Annotated in this window: 21 protein-coding genes; 13 read left to right on the top strand and 8 right to left on the bottom strand. The window is 43.8% G+C overall.

Going from position 1 to position 18,835, the window contains the following annotated elements; all coding sequences use genetic code 11:
• Window positions 1-250: 250 nt before the first annotated feature.
• Both BMX56_RS07945 and BMX56_RS07940 read left to right on the top strand, forming a co-directional pair.
• Window positions 251-778, top strand: a complete 528-nt coding sequence (locus tag BMX56_RS07945; RefSeq protein ID WP_090643781.1) for a hypothetical protein — start codon at window positions 251-253, stop codon at window positions 776-778.
• Window positions 779-781: 3 nt separating this feature from the next.
• A complete protein-coding gene (locus tag BMX56_RS07940; protein ID WP_090643776.1) occupies window positions 782-1,018 on the top strand; it encodes a hypothetical protein in 237 nt (78 codons plus the stop codon).
• Window positions 1,019-1,209: 191 nt separating this feature from the next.
• On the opposite strand, the gene BMX56_RS07935 is transcribed toward BMX56_RS07940, so the two are convergent.
• Both BMX56_RS07935 and BMX56_RS07930 read right to left on the bottom strand, forming a co-directional pair.
• Entirely contained in the window at window positions 1,210-2,106 is an 897-nt protein-coding gene (locus BMX56_RS07935) for a slipin family protein (protein ID WP_090643773.1), read from the bottom strand.
• A 1-nt stretch (window position 2,107) separates the two neighbouring features.
• The gene (locus BMX56_RS07930) at window positions 2,108-2,473 is read right to left on the bottom strand and encodes a GntR family transcriptional regulator (RefSeq protein ID WP_090643767.1); all 366 of its coding nucleotides are present in this window, start codon (window positions 2,471-2,473) and stop codon (window positions 2,108-2,110) included.
• Between the two features lie 243 nt (window positions 2,474-2,716).
• Between BMX56_RS07930 and BMX56_RS07925 the strand changes: the two genes are divergently transcribed.
• Window positions 2,717-4,036, top strand: coding sequence for an acetyl-CoA hydrolase/transferase family protein (locus BMX56_RS07925; protein ID WP_255369799.1), 1,320 nt, complete (start codon window positions 2,717-2,719; stop codon window positions 4,034-4,036).
• 209 nt (window positions 4,037-4,245) lie between these two features.
• On the opposite strand, the gene BMX56_RS07920 is transcribed toward BMX56_RS07925, so the two are convergent.
• Window positions 4,246-4,686 (bottom strand): hypothetical protein, encoded by a 441-nt coding sequence (locus BMX56_RS07920; RefSeq protein WP_090643760.1) that lies wholly within the window; start codon window positions 4,684-4,686, stop codon window positions 4,246-4,248.
• Window positions 4,687-4,908: 222 nt separating this feature from the next.
• Between BMX56_RS07920 and BMX56_RS07915 the strand changes: the two genes are divergently transcribed.
• The 7 genes from BMX56_RS07915 (at window position 4,909) to BMX56_RS07885 (ending at window position 12,461) form a co-directional block, all read left to right on the top strand.
• A complete protein-coding gene (locus tag BMX56_RS07915; protein ID WP_218152388.1) occupies window positions 4,909-6,741 on the top strand; it encodes a PQQ-dependent sugar dehydrogenase in 1,833 nt (610 codons plus the stop codon).
• Entirely contained in the window at window positions 6,731-7,177 is a 447-nt protein-coding gene (locus BMX56_RS07910) for a c-type cytochrome (protein ID WP_090643755.1), read from the top strand. The genes BMX56_RS07915 and BMX56_RS07910 overlap by 11 nt, the downstream gene beginning before the upstream one ends.
• 47 nt (window positions 7,178-7,224) lie before the next feature.
• On the top strand, window positions 7,225-7,686 hold the full coding sequence (locus BMX56_RS07905; RefSeq protein WP_090643752.1) for a RidA family protein: 462 nt from the start codon (window positions 7,225-7,227) through the stop codon (window positions 7,684-7,686).
• Between the two features lie 10 nt (window positions 7,687-7,696).
• The gene (locus BMX56_RS07900; RefSeq protein ID WP_090643747.1) at window positions 7,697-8,902 is read left to right on the top strand and encodes an aminotransferase class V-fold PLP-dependent enzyme; all 1,206 of its coding nucleotides are present in this window, start codon (window positions 7,697-7,699) and stop codon (window positions 8,900-8,902) included.
• Window positions 8,903-8,985: 83 nt separating this feature from the next.
• The gene (locus tag BMX56_RS07895; protein WP_090643742.1) at window positions 8,986-10,278 is read left to right on the top strand and encodes an amidohydrolase/deacetylase family metallohydrolase; all 1,293 of its coding nucleotides are present in this window, start codon (window positions 8,986-8,988) and stop codon (window positions 10,276-10,278) included.
• Window positions 10,279-10,306: 28 nt separating this feature from the next.
• Window positions 10,307-11,236 (top strand): RraA family protein, encoded by a 930-nt coding sequence (locus BMX56_RS07890; RefSeq protein WP_090643735.1) that lies wholly within the window; start codon window positions 10,307-10,309, stop codon window positions 11,234-11,236.
• Window positions 11,237-11,369: 133 nt separating this feature from the next.
• Entirely contained in the window at window positions 11,370-12,461 is a 1,092-nt protein-coding gene (locus tag BMX56_RS07885) for a bile acid:sodium symporter family protein (RefSeq protein WP_255369798.1), read from the top strand.
• 100 nt (window positions 12,462-12,561) lie between these two features.
• Here the strand turns inward: BMX56_RS07885 and BMX56_RS07880 are convergent, their stop codons facing one another.
• From BMX56_RS07880 to BMX56_RS07860, 5 genes are all read right to left on the bottom strand, one after another.
• Complete coding sequence (locus BMX56_RS07880; RefSeq protein WP_090643730.1) at window positions 12,562-13,584, bottom strand: DUF4407 domain-containing protein; 1,023 nt, start codon at window positions 13,582-13,584, stop codon at window positions 12,562-12,564.
• Between the two features lie 21 nt (window positions 13,585-13,605).
• Window positions 13,606-14,025 carry a hypothetical protein gene (locus BMX56_RS07875; protein ID WP_090643726.1) on the bottom strand — a complete coding sequence of 140 codons (420 nt, stop codon included), beginning with the start codon at window positions 14,023-14,025 and terminating at the stop codon, window positions 13,606-13,608.
• Window positions 14,026-14,177: 152 nt separating this feature from the next.
• On the bottom strand, window positions 14,178-15,143 hold the full coding sequence (locus BMX56_RS07870) for an STING domain-containing protein (protein ID WP_090643721.1): 966 nt from the start codon (window positions 15,141-15,143) through the stop codon (window positions 14,178-14,180).
• A gap of 44 nt (window positions 15,144-15,187) precedes the next feature.
• Complete coding sequence (locus tag BMX56_RS07865) at window positions 15,188-15,544, bottom strand: hypothetical protein (protein WP_090643717.1); 357 nt, start codon at window positions 15,542-15,544, stop codon at window positions 15,188-15,190.
• A gap of 109 nt (window positions 15,545-15,653) precedes the next feature.
• Window positions 15,654-16,646: a caspase family protein gene (locus BMX56_RS07860; protein ID WP_090643713.1), complete on the bottom strand. Its 993-nt coding sequence runs from the start codon at window positions 16,644-16,646 to the stop codon at window positions 15,654-15,656.
• Between the two features lie 227 nt (window positions 16,647-16,873).
• Between BMX56_RS07860 and BMX56_RS07855 the strand changes: the two genes are divergently transcribed.
• The 3 genes from BMX56_RS07855 (at window position 16,874) to BMX56_RS07845 (ending at window position 18,817) form a co-directional block, all read left to right on the top strand.
• Window positions 16,874-17,323: a hypothetical protein gene (locus tag BMX56_RS07855; protein ID WP_090643709.1), complete on the top strand. Its 450-nt coding sequence runs from the start codon at window positions 16,874-16,876 to the stop codon at window positions 17,321-17,323.
• A gap of 37 nt (window positions 17,324-17,360) precedes the next feature.
• Window positions 17,361-18,047: a hypothetical protein gene (locus BMX56_RS07850; RefSeq protein WP_143065392.1), complete on the top strand. Its 687-nt coding sequence runs from the start codon at window positions 17,361-17,363 to the stop codon at window positions 18,045-18,047.
• Between the two features lie 107 nt (window positions 18,048-18,154).
• Entirely contained in the window at window positions 18,155-18,817 is a 663-nt protein-coding gene (locus tag BMX56_RS07845) for a sensor histidine kinase (protein ID WP_177183743.1), read from the top strand.
• The last annotated feature ends 18 nt before the right edge of the window (window positions 18,818-18,835 follow it).

Here is an 18,835-nt window from a genome sequence, read left to right as displayed (position 1 = left end):
TACTTTCTGCTGCCGCAGGCCTCCAGGCCTGTGCGCCCGCATGCAAATCACAATGTTGTTTGGCATGTAAAAAGTTTTAATGTTTACGTAACGCCATCTTACTTTCGGCTATCCCTGCTCGTTAATAGCAACATCGGCAACACGCGGAAATGGTGTTACATATCCCTATAGTTCAGCTAAACCTTTATCTTTTTAACCTGATTTCACTTTAAAAAGCAATTATTTTTTACAATTTCCGTATATTCGTATAATGCCTGATGATTCAGTTTATCACCTTAATTTAGTTATTGACGACCTTACCAACAGTATCCGCCAGTTGAATAGCGGTGAAAGTTTAGAAACTGAACTGTCGTTGGCAACAAAGGAAGACATGAAATTCGCCATCAAAAAAAACAAGTGGCATTTTACATGGAAAACCGAGTTTAACGAGCAAGACCGCTTAGTATATAAATTAACAACGGTAGATGAACCCGATGTTATACAGGGCTTGATAAGTTTAAGCGACAAAGAGGGCTTTGTATATGTGCATTTAGCTGAAAGTGCACCGATTAATTTCGGACCGGATAAAAAGCACGAGGGAGTTGGCGGTAACCTTTTTGCATTTGCTTGTAAAAGGTCGTGGGATGCCGGTAACGAAGGCTTCGTTTCTTACCAGGCAAAAACGGGTTTGATACGCCATTATGAGGAAGTACTGGGCGCTGTACATGTGGGTGGGCATAATATGATCATTTATCCGCAAGAGGCATTATTTTTGATTAAACAATATTTTAAAGCTTGAATTATGGGATATATCAGAGAACCCAAAAACGTTGACCTAATAGTGGGGCCATCGGTTTTTACTGAGGCTACCATGCAAACCATTGCTCAGGCTATTGCCAGATATAAAAAAACAGGGCAAAAACCCGTTAGTGTACAAATAACTACACAAGGTTCGTCAAATACAGCCATGCCTGCCGGCGATACAAAAACGGTAACCGTTCGGCCACAACGTGCGTCAAAGAAAAGGGCCAAAATATAATTTCAGACTTATACAATAGCTTGAATAACGAAACGCTCCCGCAAGCACTTTTCCCGCCGCCGCCCCGATAATATCGGGGTGCGCCCGCATGCAAATCACAATGCTGTTGTAAAGCACAAAACCCCAACCTTACTCGCAGCCCGCGTTAGTAATGCCTGTGGAATTAACTGAACACCGGGTTTTATGAAATCTTACACATCTTGCTTTGGTTCGTTTGATTTTGCCAAGGAGATTAACCCGCCCATAGCGCCCAGGTTCATGGAATCCAACGCCGAGCTTGGCACTATCACCATCGATCCTTTTTCTTTCAGGCCCTCAAACAACATATTCATCCCCCTTAGGTGTAAGGCCACCGGGTTATTGATATATTGTTCACTTGCAACCGCAAATTTTTCGGCAATCTCCACCTCGGCGGTGCCCAGTATTACCCTTGCCCTGCGTTCTCTTTCGGCCTGGGCTTCCTTGCTCATGGCATCGGCTAATAATTGAGGGATAACAATATCTTTAATACCCACATTCTGGCAGGTTATGCCCCAGGGGTTGGTATGCTCATCCAGTATTCTTTGCAGTAAATCCGTCACCTTATCGCGTTCCTGCAACAGCTCGGCCAATTCATGTTTGCCTATTACATCCCTTAATCCCGTTTGCGCTATGTAAGCTATAGCCACCTCATAATCCTGCACTTCAAGCGCGGCCTTTTCAACGTCCCATACCGTCCAGTACACTACGGCATCAACATTTACCGGCACGGTATCTTTGGTAAGTGTTTGCTCGGCCTTAAACTCGGTAACCCTAACCCGCTGATCAATATAATTATCTATTTTGTCAACCAGCGGTATGGTGAAAAATAAACCCGGGCCGCGTAGCCCGGTATATTTACCCATGCGTAAAACAATAGCTTTTTCCCACTGATCGGCTATATGCACCGAGTTGGCCAAAAACAGCGAAGCTATAAGCAACAGCCCCAGGGTTAAAGCGTTAATGCATTCCAAATAATACAAACCAATAACGCCTCCTGTTAACACAACAAATATCACGGCTGCAATCGGGTTAACGCCCAGCTTGGTATTCTTTTTACTACTTATCATATTATTGTTTTTTAAGTTGATTAATAATGTCGTCTGTCGAAAAACCATAGCTGAATGCAATGGACGAAAATTCGTTACAGATCTCTTTTAATTTGGCGCTTCGCTCCTTTTCGGTTATCTGGATCCTGATTTCGCTTATAAATGTGCCTGTCCCCTGCTGTGTTTCTAAAATATCCTGAATTTCCAGCTCTTTGTAGGCTTTGGCCACCGTATTCAGGTTTACTTTTAAATCTACAGCCAACGAACGCACAGTGGGTAATTGTTCGCCTGTTTTCAGGTTTCCCGCAGCTATGCCAAAGGTGATCTGATCAATTATTTGCCGGTAAAACGGGGTACCCGTTTTAGGGTCTAATTTAAATTTAATCATGTTAAAATACTATTGTACTATACATATAGTACAAACATACAACAAGTTTCTTATTTTCAAAATATTAATTTTCTGAACGTTGAAGATGGTACTGCAAGCACGGACCGCAGGCAACGCCATTTTTAAAAGTCAAAAGTCAAAAAAATGTCGCGCCCGTGTTGGCATTCGCCGCCTGCTCCCCCCCTTAAATTGACTTTGGCATGAATAAGATAATCCTGAATCCATCGGCCTAAGGGCATATCTTTGAAAAAACCACCGGATAGCAGTCCGCATAACCATATGATTGAAATACAATACACTACCGCGCAGGAAGCATTAAAAATAGTTAAACCCGGCAACCGGGTATTTATACATGGAAGCGCTGCCACACCTGTATGCCTGGTTGAAGCCTTACAGGACAGGCATCATGAATTAAATAATGTGGAGCTGGTGAGTATAACCACCCTTGGCCAGGTAAATTTTGATAAGCCGGAGCACAGGAAAAGTTTTTTCTTCAACTCGTTATTTGTTTCGGCTGCTACCAGGAATGTAGCTAACAGCCAAAATGGCGATTATGTGCCCATTTTCCTGAGCCAGATTCCGCAGCTGTTCCGCAAAAACATCCTGCCTATTGATGTTGCCCTGGTACAGGTTTCGCCGCCCGATGCACATGGTTACTGCTCGCTGGGTACGTCGGTAGATGTTGCGCGTGCTGCTGTTGATACCGCCAAATATGTGATTGCCCAGGTTAACCCGCTGATGCCCCGAACACACGGGGAAGGGTTTATTCACGTGAGCAGGTTTTATGCGATGGTTTTGCAAAACAGCCAACTCCCGGAGGTAAATTACGACTTCCAGACCTCGCCGGTGATTGAGAAAATTGGTTACCATGTAGCATCAATGATTGAAAACGGTGCAACCCTGCAATTGGGCATAGGCGCAATACCCGACCAGGTACTTAAAAACCTGACCACGCACCAAAACCTTGGCCTGCATACCGAGATGTTTTCGGACGGTATTATCCCCCTGATTGAGCAGGGCGTTATCAACAACAGCCAGAAAAAGTTGAACCCCGGCCGCTCGGTAACCGCTTTTATGGCAGGCACCAGGAAGTTATATGATTTTGTACACGATAACCCTGCCATCCGGGTGATGGATATCAGTTATGTTAATGATACCAGCATCATTCGCCAAAACCCAAAAGTAGCCGCTATTAACAGCGCCATTGAGATTGACCTTACCGGCCAGGTATGTTCAGATTCGATAGGTACGTACCAGTTTTCGGGCATTGGCGGGCAAATGGATTTTATCCGCGGCGCCTCGCTGTCAGACGGCGGTTTGCCAATCATCGCTTTGCCCTCACAAACCAATAAAGGCATCAGCCGCATTGTTCCGTTCCTGAAAGAAGGGGCCGGCGTAGTAACCGCCCGCGGCCATGTGCACTGGGTAGTTACCGAGTACGGAACGGTTAACCTGTTCGGCAAAAATTTAAAGCAACGTGCGCAGGCCCTCATTCAACTGGCCCACCCAAATCACCGGGAATCCCTGGAAAGGGCTTATCACCAACGATTCGGGCAGGCCTAAGCCGGGGTGGTCCTGCGGCAACAGCCCTGCGCTGTTCGAAGTCTCCGACTTCGAATGATTATGTCTATTGTCTCTGACTATAGTGATGAATTTAATAAGTTTTTGTACGTATTAAATGCTACCAGACCGCACGAAACTATCTGGTAGTCTGTAGACTACGTGCATAGCAGATCGAAGTCAGAGACTTCGAACAGCAGGGGTAGATAAAATTACTTTCTTATCATAGTTTCAATCACCACATACCTAAGGCCACTGACGTCGGAAGTTTCGAATCTAAGTGTGAAGGAGTTTTTGTTGATCATTTTAATTTCGGCAGTACCTTCGTCAGGCGAACCATGGCGGCCCTGGATACCTACCCAGTAATAATATTTCCCCGAGTCGTATTTAATAGTGTATTCGCCGGAAGACGTTACGTCACCTTCGGTATAGTCTACTGTTCCATCGGTTTTAAATTCAAATTCATAAGCATATGCTTCAAGCGGATCTTCCCTGGAGAGCTTACCATCCTTGTAGCTTTGATACACCAGGCTTGGAACTGTCCATTTGCCGACAATGCTTCCGGCTGTTATTTCTGTTCCGGGTTTTGTATCTTTTTTGCAGCCGGCAAAAACAAATACAATACAGATAAGGGTAGTGATTAAGGCTTTCATAACAGGTTTATAATCACGTAAAAATATAATTTTTCTACAAAAAGCCACTATGAAATAAGCTGCAAGCAATAATTCGATACCAAAGCCCTTCTGTTTAACTAAAAACCGGGCGGCGCAAAAATATTTCGGCCTTCCGGAGGGATAAACTGCCGGTAGTCATGTGTAATAAGAAATGTATAACAGGGTACCCCGCCTGGCATTGTATATAAAATTATTGTTTGCATGAATAATACTAAAGGCACAAGGAGGGCTTCGGCTGCTGCTTCGCGTTATTTTGGTTTGCGTTTATTGATGTTTACCTGTGCGGCAGCTTTGTTTGTATTTATGGGATTTGGGTGGATGGCCACCGATACCAAACTCCCTGTGGCTGATGCAGATAATGGCGGGCTGTTTTTGCCGGCTGGTTTCGGCGCGTTTGTTGTTGCCGATAGTTTAAAGGGCCAGGCCAGGCACATCGCTGTTAACACAAACGGCGATATTTACGTAAAAGCCCGCGACCATTATGCCAACGATGGATACGGTAACGTAGCCCTGCGCGATACCAATGGCGATGGCCGCGCCGATGTGATAACCCCTTTTGGCAAATACGATGGCCAAACTTACGGTACGGCCATGCGTGTTCATGATGGCTACCTGTACTTCAGTTCGGAACTGATGGTTTACCGGATGAAGCTTAAACGCGGGCAACTGGTACCCGATAGTAAACTGGATACCATTGTTATCGATAATCCGCCTTATCATGAGCATCAAACCAAGCCCATTGCCTTTGATAATAAGGGCCATATTTTTGTGGGATGGGGGGCAGGGTCAAATGCCGGGCAGATTAACAACCGGCAACCGGGTTCGCCGGGCGTTGGCAGTCCGGGTTCGCTGGATAACGGCAACCCCTGGTTAAAAGATCATGGCGGCATCTGGATGTTTGATGCCAATAAAACCAACCAGCACCAGTCCGATGGTGTAAAATATGCCACCGGCCTGCGTAGCATTGTCGCCATGGACTGGGACCCCAAAAGTAAATCGCTATATACCATTAACCATGGCCGCGACGACTTCAGGCTGCTGTGGCCCGATTTGTACACGCCCTGGGAAAGCGCCTTGCAGCCTGCCGAAGAGTTTTTTAAAGTACAGCAAGGCCTTGATGGCGGCTGGCCGTACTATTACTATGATCCTATAAAAAACAAAAAACTGCTTAACCCCGAATTTGGCGGCGATAAAATTAAACAGGGCGACGGCGCTAAACTAACCCAGCCGCTTATTGGCTTCCCCGCACACTTTGCGCCCAACGATTTATTGTTTTACAAAGGAAAGCAGTTTCCTGATCATTACAAAAACGGCGCGTTCATCGCTTTTCATGGCGCTACAGATAGGGCGCCTTATCCGCAGGCGGGCTATATTATTGTATTTGTTCCGTTTAAAGATGGCAGGCCTTCGGGACCATGGGAAGTTTTTGCCGATGGCTTTGCGAGGGTTGATCCTATTGTAAACGTAAGCAATGCCGTATACCGCCCCATGGGCCTGGCCGAAGGGCCGGATGGCTCATTGTATGTAAGCGATACCGAAAAAGGACGGATCTGGTGTATTATATATACCGGCGATAAAAAAACCTTCGGCCCGGCACAGCTTGCCGCCATGGAAACACGAAAACAAACGGCATCCAACATTAAAACTCCGGATGAGATTAAAGATAACCTGTTTAAAGATGTGGCCGCCACGTCTGTTGTATACAGCACCTATTGCGTGGCCTGTCATCAAAACGATGGTAAAGGCGACGGAAAGCGTTTCCCCCCGCTGGTACAATCCGAATGGGTAAATTATAATAAAAACCGGTTAATTAAAGTGATACTTAACGGGTTAAAGGGCCCGGTAAAGGTAAAAGGGCTATCGTACAACGAAGTAATGCCCGCGCACGGCAGTTTTTTATCTGACAAACAGGTTGCCGAAGTGCTCACCTACATCAAATCCAATTTTAATAACATCCCCGAAATTGTAACCCCGGCAGACGTAAGCGCCGTGCGAAAAATGGTGGATAAACAAATACAACAACATGAAGATTAATAAATTTATAACAGGCGTTTTCTGTTTTGTTTTAACCATTCTGTGCTGCCAGGCCGGTGCACAGGTAAGGAAAAAAACTACCCTAAAAAAGAAAGCCGCCGCGCCCGCCGTAATATCAAAACCACCCTTTGCCACCGCCCCCGAAATTGAAGATGGCAAAGCCTTGATCGCCAAATCCGACTGCCTGGCATGCCATAAGGTAGAAGAAAAGCTGGTAGGGCCTGCCTACATAGCTATCGCCGGCAAATATCCGCAGGACCAGGCATCTGTGGCTATGCTTTCGCAAAAAATAATAAGTGGCGGCAGCGGTACCTGGGGCCCGGTACCTATGGCCCCGCATCCCGCGGTAAGCGCCGATGAGGCTAATAAAATGGTGAAATATATCCTTACGTTGAGTGCCCAAAATACCGCGGCACCCACAAATAAATCGCGCTAACAAAACTAAAACAACATATACACCCCATCACGCAAAATAAAAACGACATGGAAAAAAGAAGATCTGTTTTAAAAAGGATACTGGCCTCGGCAGTAGGCATATCCGTATTCGGCATAAGCAAAGACGCCATTGCCGCGCCCGCCGATGAAAAGGTAGCTAACAATGTAACATCTTATCAGGATGTGCCATTGTTTTCCGGCTCGACCAAACTGGGCAACATGGTTTTTATAGCCGGAAAAGGCGCCCACGTTGAGCCCTTCGAGATTAAGGCGCATACAGAAATTGTACTTAAAGAGCTGGAAAAAGAACTGATAAAAGCCGGCTCATCGATGGACAAAGTACTCAAGGTAACGGTGTTCCTGAATGATATTGCCGACTACCAGGGCATGAATGAGGTTTACAAAGGCCGCTTTGGCAAAAATCCGCCGGTACGCACTACCGTTGCAGTAGCTAAGGGTGGTGTGCCCGGAAACTCGCTGGTGGAGATGGATTGTATCGCTTACATATAATAATAAAAAGATGAAACGCAGAGACATACTTAAGGGCCTTACCCTGTTACCGCTAACGGGCAGCCTGGTAAGCAAAGCCGCCGTTACGCTCCCCTCCTCCCCGGCCAAAAAGCCGGTGCGCGATTTGTTTAAAGAGCTTGGCGTAACACCGGTAATTAACGCTTCGGTAACGATGACGTTTTTATCCGGTTCGCTGATGCTGCCGGAAGTGTTGGAGGCCATTAATTCAACATCGCACGATTTTGCCAACATGTACGAGTTGCAGGATAAAGTTGGGGCAAAAATTGCCGAAATGCTGCATGTCGAGTCGGCCATGGTAACATCGGGAGCGGCATGCGCCATATTGCTGGGTACAGCGGCCGCCATAACCGGAACCGACCATGAAAAAATAAAGCTGCTACCTAACCTGCCAGGGCCACGGCCCGAGGTAATTATGCAGAAAACGCACCGATACCTGTTTGACCAGGCCGTAACCACTACCGGCGCCAAAATTATTGAGGTTGAGGGCCCGGACGAAATGGAAAAAGCCTTTAATGATAAAACGGTAATGGCCCTGTTTTTTAACGCCGCCGAAAAAAGCAGTATTACGCATGCCGATTTTGTGGCTATTGCCAAACGGCACAGCATACCAACCTTTTTGGATGCCGCGGCAGACGTGCCGCCGGTTGAAAACCTGTTTAAGTTTCAGAAAATAGGTTTCGACCTGGTGACCTTCTCGGGCGGTAAAATGATACGCGGGCCGCAGAGCGCAGGCTTACTTTTTGGCCGTAAAGACCTTATTACCGCCGCCCGCCTTAACCACAGCCCTAATGAGGCGCCTATTGGCCGGCCTATGAAAGTAAACAAGGAAGAAATGTTTGGCATGTACGCCGCACTGAAGGCTTACCTTGAACGGGACCATAAAAAAGAATGGGAAGACTGGCTGCAACGCACCAAATATATAGGCACGCAGCTGGAAAGCCTGCATAGTGTTAAAACCGAAACAGTAGTTGACCCCGGCCCGGCTAATGCCTACCCAAGTCTTAACGTAACCTGGGATACCAGCAAAATTAAAATTACGCCCGGGCAGGTAGTAACGGCTTTAAAAAACGGCACGCCAAGTATAGTAGCCAACGGGCATGGCGATAGCCTTACTATCGGCGTGGTGCTTTTGCGGCCAGACCAGGTTGATATTGTAGCCGGGAAAGTAAAAACCATTTTACAGCAAGCTGTCTGATAACGTGCCATCCAATATCATCCATCTGCCTTTTAAAAATTACAACCTGCAATACTTTATTATGATTTAAATATTAACCCAAAATGCAAAAAACCTACTTCTTATTATTGGTGCTGTTAAGCTTATTAAGCCCGGCGGTAATGGCACAGTCGTACGATATTGTGATTAAGGATGGCCACGTGATTGATCCTAAAAATGATATCGACGCCATCATGGATATTGCTATCATCAACAATAAAATAGCGCTGATATCCAAAAATATCGACGCCAAACAGGCAGCAGATGTAATTGAGGCCAAAGGCATGTATGTAGTGCCCGGATTAATTGACATCCACACCCATAATTTTGGCGGCACCCAGCCCGATCATCAATACGAAAACGGGAACCTGGGCCTGGCGCCAGATGGATTTACTTTCAGGAATGGCGTAACTACGGTTGTTGATGCAGGCAGCTCGGGCTGGCGAACATTTTCGACCTTTAAAACGCAAACTATTGATAATTCCAGGACCCGCGTACTGGCGTTTTTAAACATTGTTGGCGAAGGCATGCGCGGCGATTACGAGCAGGACCTGAATGATATGGATCCGCGGATGACCGCCCTGGTTGCCCGGAGATATAAAGATATTATTGTAGGCATCAAACTGGCCCACTACGAAGGTCATGACTGGACACCTACCGACCGCGCAGTAGAGGCAGGTACGGCTGCAAAGGGAATACCCGTAATGATTGATTTTGGCGGCAGCACCCCGCCGTTACCCATTGAAGAGTTATTTTTGAAACACCTTAGACCAGGCGACATTTTTACCCATTGTTTCGGTCAGTTTAATGACCGCGAACCCATTGTTGACCTGGCGACTAAAAAAGTAAAACCTTTTGTATACGAGGCCCGGAAACGGGGTATTGCTTTTGACGTAGGCTACGGCAATATCAGCTTTGCTTATTCGCAGGCGCTGCCCGCCGCCAAAGAGGGATTTTTCCCAAGCTCCATCAGCACCGATTTGCACGTAGGTAGTATGAATGATGCCATGAAGGATATGCTTACCTGCATGACCAAATTTTTGGCCATGGGCATGCCCCTGCACGATGTGATAGAGGCCTGCACATCAAACCCGGCGAAGGAGATAAAACACGAGGAGTTGGGAAATTTATCGGTAGGCTCGGGTGCCGATGTAGCTATTTTAAGTATTGTCGATGGTAAATTCGGTTTGTTTGATTATACGGGTTACAAGGTGGAGGCCAGCAAAAAACTGGTGTGTGAACTCACCATCAGGGCAGGTAAAATAGTTTACGATCTTAACGGGATAGCATCGCCCATATATCAGCCTAAAATTAATACCAAAAACCCGCAAACCGTTTTAATAACCGAAAATCATTGATTAATATTATCCTGTTTTAATAAAAGTTATGAGATACTATAAACTTTTAATCCTGGGGCTTTTTGCAGGCATAGGCTGTTACAGCAACGCCCGGGCGCAAACCATTTCAAAAGACGAACTGGTATTTTTTACGTCGGAATGGAAAGGCGAGCGCTTTGCCGATGGCAGGCCCAAAATCCCGGATGATATTATAGAGCGGGCAAAAAAAATAGGCATTGAAGAAGCCTGGACGGTATTAAAAAACGAAGGCTATAATAACCAGTTTGAAGGTGGGTGGAAACTGGTTAACGATACCCTGCCTGTTGTTGGCCGCGCCGTTACGGCCATGTTTATGCCAAGCCGCCCCGATATTGAAAAAAGTATTAAAGAGCGGGGCCTTAAACAAGGCCGAAAAGGAAACACCAATGCCTGGCCGATAGAAACTTTAACCAAAGGCGATGTGTATGTTGCCGATGGTTTTGGTAAAGTTAAAGGAGGCACGCTTATTGGCGATAACCTGGGCAACTCCATTTTCAGCAAATCGGGCAACGGTGTTATTTTTGATGGATCGGCGCGCGACCTGCAGGGGCTTAAAGAAATACATGGCTTTAATGCTTTTGTACGCGACTTTGATCCATCGTACCTGGAAGAAATGGTACTAATGGGGCTTAACACGCCCATACGCATAGGCCGCGCGGTAGTGCTGCCCGGCGATTTGGTTATATCCGAAAAAGAAGGCGTACTATTTATTCCGGCTCATTTGGCCGAAAAAGTGGTGGCTACCGCCGAATTTATTGCCCTGCGCGACGAGTTTGGACATGCCATGCTTAAATCGGGCAGGTTTGCCACCGGCGAAATTGACAGCCAGTGGACCAGCCAGGTGAAAGACGCATTTATGAAATGGCTTGATCAAAATCCCGGCAAAATGAAAATGACCAGGGCGCAATTGGATGCCTTTATGGAAAAGCGCACCTGGTAACCAAATTATAACCTAATGTCAAGTTAGCAGTCCTAAGTCTTAAGTCAAAAGTTAGATTTAATCTTTTTAACTTAAGCCCTTTGGGTAAAGACTATCCGTCGTTACACGATTAACATAACACTAAATTAAACAGTTGAAAAATATCGTTATTTACAAACTCATTACGGGTATTGCCGTGCTTTGCGCGCTTGCCGCAGCCTGGCAAATTTATCGGGAAGGCATTGCCCATGCCGGCCCGTTTATTATCGCGTTCTTTATCATGCTATCTATAGCATGCCGCGGATGGGAGCTATTAAAGGGCTTCACCTTTACGATTATCATTTTCGCTGCTGTTACTGCGGCATTATATTATCCTCAATACTTTATTGAAGTAAAAGGGTTTAAGCTATCAGGCCTTATTACACCGCTGCTGCAGCTTATTATGTTCGGGATGGGCACATCTATGGGCATTAAAGATTTTGCCGGGGTTATTAAAATGCCCAAAGGCGTATTTATAGGTGTTGGCAGTCATTTTTTAATTATGCCGCTGCTGGGCTTCACGCTGGCCAAATTAAGCGGCTTTCCGCCAGAGATTGCCGCAGGCTTAATCCTCGTGGGGTGTTCGCCAAACGGTACGGCCTCCAATGTTATCTCGTACCTGGCAAAGGCCAACCTGGCGTTGTCGGTTACCATAACCGCGGTATCAACCATGCTGGCGCCGTTTTTTACGCCACTGTTGATGAAACTGCTTGGCGGCGCGTTTATTAAAATAGATACACTTGGCATGATGTGGGATATAACAAAAATTGTTGTTTTACCCATCGCCGCCGGTATTCTTTTTAATAAATACCTGCTTAAACGTGCCGCATGGCTGGAAACACTCATGCCAATAATATCCATGTTTGGTATCGCTTTTATTATCGTAATTATTACCGCCGCCGGCCGAAACAGTTTATTAAATATTGGCGCTATGCTGGTATTGCTGGTGCTTATCCACAACTTATTAGGCTATACCCTGGGTTACTGGGCAGGCCGCCTATTTAAAATGCCCGAACGTGATTGCCGTACCATGGCCATAGAAGTAGGCATGCAAAATGCCGGCCTTGCTTCCGGGCTGGCAAAAGCGATGGGAAAAATCGCGACGGTAGGCCTGGCCCCCGCGGTATTTGGTCCGCTGATGAACGTCACCGGATCATTGTTGGCCAATTACTGGCATCGTAAACCGCTGGAGAAGAGTATCAAGTAGCGGGTATCAGGTATCAAGATTTTTAAAGGATAGAATCAATTGAGAGTGGGATGCCGGAATAATTTGGCATCCCGTTACTATGCAATTGTTTTTTTAACATTTAATTATCCTTATAACCATCAGAGTTTTTCTTTCGGATAGCAATTCGCTCCTGCTCCAACCTCCGTCGTTCTTCCAGGTCTTCGGCATGCTTTGCTTGTTGATATAAAACCAATAATTCGTAATCATTTTTATCTTTTGACGATTTTGTAAGCAGTACAAATAGCTCAACTCCTAAAAAAAACAACAAAAAGAAAAACCATACAACCATGGGCATTTTTGAACTTGACTCTTTAAAAATGAAATCAAAAAGCAAATCTATTTCATTCAAAAAACCTTTTTTATCGGGCTTCATTTTTTTAATCAGGTCGAGATTTTTAGCTTCAAGAGAGCCGTCTATTGCATTAATTTCATCATGATTTTTTTGGATGTCATCATGAATACTTTTCTTTTGGTTTTGTAGCTGATCAAACTGTGGATTAGTTCCGTAAACTTGTTGTTCAACGGTTTTTTTACTGGTATCCGTTATTTTTGTTTTACCGGTTACTATAACCGGACTTGTACCTTTAATTTTGAGATCGACAGCAGAATCCTGTTTTTTCAATGCCAGGTTATTGTCAAGTAAGCGTTTCTTTTTATTGGTTGCTTCTGTTTTAAAATCATCAAATTGATTCTTCAACGATTGATTGATACTTGCATAAGTGGCCTTTAAATTTTCGATATCCTGTTTAAACACAATCTGATCGGTAATAACAGACCCAATGGCGGCCATTAAAATGGCGATAAATATCCTGAAAAAAGCCAGCCGCCAATTTGGTTTAAAAGCAAGTATAATTTGCCTTTCAATTTGTATAATTAAAACCATCATAATAATTGCCCCTAAAACTCCGCCGACGATACCTAAACCAATATATCTTGTACAAAATGAATACCCTATAAATGCCCAGATGCAGGAAATTATTATTAACGCCGAGGTATATTTTGCTACAGCCGCCCTGCTATTGGCACTGCACTCATTCAGCAAATTAATTTCATATCCGGTTAAAAAGCAGCCAAATCTGCTCCATAAGTTTTTGTTTTCCATAATATCTGATTTTAGCTGGTTTTAAACTTTTTCTGTATAGTTGTGCAAACCGTTGTTAAAGCCTATTTCGTAACTTTTTAAAACACGTTTCAATTTTTTAAGGATCGATTCTTCGCTTTCAAGCAGATCTTTTAGAATAGCGACCATGTTAACATAAGCACTCCTTTTAGTGCTATATGGCGTAGCTGTATTAACCATACCATCTTCTGTGTACATTTTAATTATCCCGTCAAATTCCAATACTTTCTCTTCTAATTTGGGAAGCCAATTATCTATTATACTTTCAAGACCGGCAATAATCATCATTTTGTTATTATCCCTGTTCAACAAATCGGGATTGCTTGCTGCGTCTTCAATGCCTTTTGTTTCTAATGATTGCGCGCAATAATCCTGAATCTCTTTTTGAACAATTTCAAGCAGCGTTGGGTTATAGTTTTCCATTTTATTGATTTTTTGTTTTTGATGTGCGTTAATTAACGTCCGGAATTCAGTTACCGAAACTCAACCTCTATCTGTTACATAGTACTGTGTTATTTAAATTCATCCGCTTTCTGCATATTTTCCAGCATAAAATTTATCAGATTATAAAACAGTTAAATACTTACAATTTCTATATTTACTATGCCTGTTGTAATGGCATGGGTACTTATCAGGTACTCCAGCGTTCTTTTAAAATTCCTGATCTCGCGGTATTCAAGGATGCTTTCCTTTCCCGTTTTGCCTATATACTCTTTGGCCGAGTATATTTCAATTGCCTTGTAAAGGGCATTTAACGTAAAAGGTATATCTACCAGGTGAAAATCGCCATGCACAGCTTTTGAGGTATCGATAGAAAAATCGTAGTCCCTGATATCTTCAGAAGCAAGCTTCATTTTTTGCCAGTTATCCCGCAGTCTTTTGGCTTTTACTTTATTAAACATGTTGTCGCTTAAATCATGTGGCAGGAGGATGGTAAATTCGATGGTGTTGATGCTAAAATCCACGCCGCTTTGCAGAGTAAATACTTTGTGCTGTTGTTTATCTATCAGCAAACGTTCGGTTGTTCGTTGTACAAAATTGCTGAAGTAGCCATATGCCAGCGCTGTTGAGGGCAAAAAGCCAATATCAAATGTTTTTTCTTTATTAATGATGTGGGCTTTTATGCGGCTTATGGAATGCGCTACCGTCGACTTAAAATCAGGTGATGACTTGTTGGGTATAAAAGACAATGAGATCCCATATAAGTCGGTCGGGATCCGGGTGCCCTGCTCCATGATAAAGAATACTTTAGACCGGCCTAACCCTCCGGCAAATAATCCAAATTCAAAAAGAACATTATCCCGCGTTCCTCTTGCTGATTTTTTGCGCGAAATTATCAGGTCCTCTCCCTGGGCAATCATTATGGCGTAATCATAATAGGCTATATGCGTAACCAGGTTTTCATAATTGCTTTTACCCAAATCAAAATCATGAATCCACTCTTTACAATCGGCTATTTCATCTAATCCCGCTTTTATAAGTGCGGCGGTTTTGCTCGCTTCCAAAGCGTAGCCTATAAATACACTTGGTTTGAAATCCATTTTTATGATATTGTAGTTTTTCGGATACAGTTATCTAAAACAGGTTAATTGTCCAGCTTATCATAATGGGATATAATTACCTCTCCTAACCCCTTAATTACCCCTCCCGCAATCGGAGCTTTCACAGCCCAGCCGGCAAATGGAACAAAATTTAATGCCTCAAGGGCAACTATTTTAGCACCAACGCTCGCAAGCCCGATAACCCCGGCAACGGCTATTCCTTCAGACATGCTGTAATCGTCGCCCCTGTATATTTTGCCAATCATATAGCACATGTGGCCTTCTATAGCAATCAATGCAGCGGAAGTACTTCCGGGAAATACTGCTGCTGCAACGGCAGCGGCCCCAGCTATTGCATAACCATTCACCCATATTTGGGCTTTCTCTTTTTTTGAACGCATATCTTTAAAGGTTAACAGGTGCTTACGTTATATAATTAGTATTTGGTAACAAATTGCGGTTTACCGGCTTTTCATAAATGCTCAGATAATCAGTATAACTTTCTATATCTTAAATCTTGCCCTCCTTCACCAATCGCCAATAATGATAACCCAATGGAGTGAGCCTGCAGCTTTTATGCTCCATAGCCGCGAAATACATATGCGGCGAATCCACAGGTGTCACCAAACCGACGCTTTGTAGCTTTTGCAGTGCTTTAAATTTTTTCACATTTTCTTCATCCGCGTATGGTGCCGTTTTTATTTGTACCCAGCTTTCGGTATTGGTGTACTCATAAGATGGATTTAGCTGGTGCTCCTGGTTAAATACCGGGAAATATTCGATGAGTTTTTGCAAAACTTCGCCCGGCACCTGCGGCGCAACTTTTCGTAAAGAAATAAAACGGAGAATGTTGGTTTTAAAAACAGGGCGTTGCCCGGTTTCGCCCAAAGCCTGGTCAATATAGGCATATATACTTCCCGGGGTAATATACCCGCCAATGTCTGCCGCGCCACCCGCCAGCGCCTGGATAAGTAAATTGGTAAAAACACCATGCCCGCCGGCTTCCATAGCGGTTTCATTTTTCCGGCTGGCGGCCAAAATGGTAACTCCTTGTTTAATGCATATATTTATCCCGGTAGCTGCATCGCCCTCGGCAAGGGCACCGGCAAAGCAGCAATCAAGTATAATTACGCGGTTCATCGCTTCGGAGGCATTGGCCAGTTGTATAACTTCGTCCATCTTAATACCCTCGTCAAACTCGCGGGCGCCGGGTGTAACCAGGAAACCGCCCATGTTATTGACATAGCCATGCCCACTGAAATATAACAACGACACATAACGGTTACCACGAAAAAGGTCTGTAATTAAACTTAACAGGTATGCCCTTGATGAGGTAGAAGGTGGGGTATCTGCAACCACGTTTACTTGCAAATCAACTTCCATGTTTATCGAACCATCTGCATTCCGGCGCATCAACTTTGCAATTTCGACGGCGTCGTTAACACAGCCGTGCAGGGGGTTGCCTAAATAGTTGTCAATTCCGATAACAAGTGCCTTGCTCATTGTGATTATGTGGTTTTGTTTTACAAAGTTGCACTAAGCAATACTTGGTAAAAACCTGATTCTGTGTAGAAAATACCGGGGGAATTTCCTGAGCCGGCTTTGATACCACCGGAAAAACCCTGTATTACAAACTGCTTTTTCCTGATTCTGCTTAAGCGAGTATTTAGCGAGATGGATTTGCAGTAGCTTGGCAAAAAACTTTATTAATTAATCAAAAAACATCAATTATGGGCACTAACAAACCTTTACCTTTTTTCTTTATCAGCCAGGAGCTGGCAGACCAAAGAACTTCGGCTTTCTTAAACGAAAAAAACAACCTGTTAAGTAACGCTATTGGCAAACCGGATACCCGGAGCATATGGTACTCGCGCGATCATATAGCCGGATTATTAGAAGAAATTGACTTTGCCGGCGGCGATGGGCTACGCATTTTTTTGGGAATGTACGAAGCTACTCATCCAAATTTTGCCAATCAGCTTTGCCTTATCATGAACCCGACAAGGGCTGTTCAGGCTGGCGAATTTACTATTCATGAGAATGTAATACTGGAAAATGAGCCGGAATTTCTGACAAGATCGGCCATGGCCAGGGGCGGCGAATTGCCGTTGGGCGAAAACTTATTTAACCCGCAGAAGGGGTTTAATTTAGGCAGTCCATGTCCGCCTATTTGTGATTAATCCTTATTTTTTAAATTATAATATTGTATATTGGTATGTGCAAAAGTTGCTTAGTTATAATTATATATACCTTATCCCTTTAACCTTAAGTGTAGTTGCCAGCCTGAGAAGTTTCAGGCTGGCATGGCTTAAACCATACCGGTATTTCGCATTATTTCTGATAACAAGCATAATGATTGAAATATTTGCCATAAGCTGGAAATGGGGGCTTCATCAAACCATTTTTTGGAATTTCCCTAAATCAAATTTATGGATCTATAATATTTTTTTAACTATCCAACTATTATTCTACGCAGGTTTTTACTACAGGCTGATTACTGCCGATAAAATCAAAAAAGCAATTCGTTATGGAATTTTGCCGCTTGCCGGTTTTGGCATTTTCAACTTCTTTTATATTCAAAGCCCGGGCGTATTAAATAGCTACAGCATAATTCCTTACTATTTTACCTTTGTGATTTTCGCGCTTGTCTTTTTTCACCAGGTACTACATGATAAACAAATCATCGTACTTCACTCGCATCCGGCAATCTGGATTTCGCTGGGCACATTCATTTATTATTCTGTTTCCCTTCCCTTTTGTATTTTTCTCCCCTACCTCGTCAGCCATAATCCGGCGCTGGCATTTTCTTTATTTAAAATTAATATGGCGTTTGATACGCTCATGTATTCATTTTACCTAATATCATTCCTATGCAAACCTCAATTTCTGAAATCAGCCTATTAACTATAATTAGTTCCACGCTGTTGCTATTTATTTTTAGCTCGATGGTGATATATTACATTTTCCTTTCTCAAAAAAAAAGGTATCGGCATCAACAGGAAATGCAGGAAATGAAAGATTCATTTAATCAAACCCTAATGCAATCCAAGCTGGAAATTCAGGAAGAAACACTTGACCATATTGCTAAAGAATTACATGCAAATTTTAGCCACCTGGTATCGCTGATTAATATAAACCTTGCAGCTATACTACCGCAAAGCTCAGATGACATGAAAGAGGGAATAATGGAAACAAAATCGCTGGCCAAACAATTACTTATTGAACTAAAGGCACTTAGCGCAAGCCTTAATACAGATCATATAATGCATATTGGTTTCCCTGCGGCCATAAATAACGTGCTCAACAGGATAGCCAAGACAAAAAAGTTCAATGTCGTTTTTACAAAAACAGGCGAAGAGTACAGGATTCGTCCCGAACATGAAATCATCTTGTTCCGCCTTTGCCAGGAAGTTTTAAATAACATAGTCAGTTACTCAAAAGCTACAACAATAACCACACAGCTTGATTACCAGCCCGAAACATTTAACTTAAAAATTGCGGATAATGGCATCGGTTTTAATATTGATGAAGTACTTAAGGACAGGCCCGAGAAAGAAAGTACCGGCTTATTAAATATAACCAAAAGAGCAAAGCTTATTAATGCTTCTGTTGAAATTAGCAGCGCCCCGGGCGATGGCAGCATCGTTGCAATTAACATACCCCATTATATTTAAACCTATTACCATAAACCT

Source organism: Mucilaginibacter sp. OK283 (genome assembly GCF_900110415.1).
In the GTDB taxonomy this organism is placed as follows: Bacteria; Bacteroidota; Bacteroidia; order Sphingobacteriales; family Sphingobacteriaceae; genus Mucilaginibacter.
The sequence above is the reverse complement of the archived record's forward strand: the minus strand, read 5'-3'. Positions and strand labels throughout refer to the sequence as shown.

Excerpts from the sequence above, each read along its gene's own strand:
- BMX56_RS07945 (WP_090643781.1), top strand. The coding sequence starts at position 251 with ATGCCTGATGATTCAGTTTATCACCTTAATTTAGTTATTGACGACCTT.
- BMX56_RS07940 (WP_090643776.1), top strand. The coding sequence starts at position 782 with ATGGGATATATCAGAGAACCCAAAAACGTTGACCTAATAGTGGGGCCA.
- BMX56_RS07935 (WP_090643773.1), bottom strand. The coding sequence starts at position 2,106 with ATGATAAGTAGTAAAAAGAATACCAAGCTGGGCGTTAACCCGATTGCA.
- BMX56_RS07930 (WP_090643767.1), bottom strand. The coding sequence starts at position 2,473 with ATGATTAAATTTAAATTAGACCCTAAAACGGGTACCCCGTTTTACCGG.
- BMX56_RS07920 (WP_090643760.1), bottom strand. The coding sequence starts at position 4,686 with ATGAAAGCCTTAATCACTACCCTTATCTGTATTGTATTTGTTTTTGCC.
- BMX56_RS07915 (WP_218152388.1), top strand. The coding sequence starts at position 4,909 with ATGAATAATACTAAAGGCACAAGGAGGGCTTCGGCTGCTGCTTCGCGT.
- BMX56_RS07910 (WP_090643755.1), top strand. The coding sequence starts at position 6,731 with ATGAAGATTAATAAATTTATAACAGGCGTTTTCTGTTTTGTTTTAACC.
- BMX56_RS07905 (WP_090643752.1), top strand. The coding sequence starts at position 7,225 with ATGGAAAAAAGAAGATCTGTTTTAAAAAGGATACTGGCCTCGGCAGTA.
- BMX56_RS07900 (WP_090643747.1), top strand. The coding sequence starts at position 7,697 with ATGAAACGCAGAGACATACTTAAGGGCCTTACCCTGTTACCGCTAACG.
- BMX56_RS07895 (WP_090643742.1), top strand. The coding sequence starts at position 8,986 with ATGCAAAAAACCTACTTCTTATTATTGGTGCTGTTAAGCTTATTAAGC.
- BMX56_RS07890 (WP_090643735.1), top strand. The coding sequence starts at position 10,307 with ATGAGATACTATAAACTTTTAATCCTGGGGCTTTTTGCAGGCATAGGC.
- BMX56_RS07880 (WP_090643730.1), bottom strand. The coding sequence starts at position 13,584 with ATGGAAAACAAAAACTTATGGAGCAGATTTGGCTGCTTTTTAACCGGA.
- BMX56_RS07875 (WP_090643726.1), bottom strand. The coding sequence starts at position 14,025 with ATGGAAAACTATAACCCAACGCTGCTTGAAATTGTTCAAAAAGAGATT.
- BMX56_RS07870 (WP_090643721.1), bottom strand. The coding sequence starts at position 15,143 with ATGGATTTCAAACCAAGTGTATTTATAGGCTACGCTTTGGAAGCGAGC.
- BMX56_RS07865 (WP_090643717.1), bottom strand. The coding sequence starts at position 15,544 with ATGCGTTCAAAAAAAGAGAAAGCCCAAATATGGGTGAATGGTTATGCA.
- BMX56_RS07860 (WP_090643713.1), bottom strand. The coding sequence starts at position 16,646 with ATGAGCAAGGCACTTGTTATCGGAATTGACAACTATTTAGGCAACCCC.
- BMX56_RS07855 (WP_090643709.1), top strand. The coding sequence starts at position 16,874 with ATGGGCACTAACAAACCTTTACCTTTTTTCTTTATCAGCCAGGAGCTG.
- BMX56_RS07845 (WP_177183743.1), top strand. The coding sequence starts at position 18,155 with ATGAAAGATTCATTTAATCAAACCCTAATGCAATCCAAGCTGGAAATT.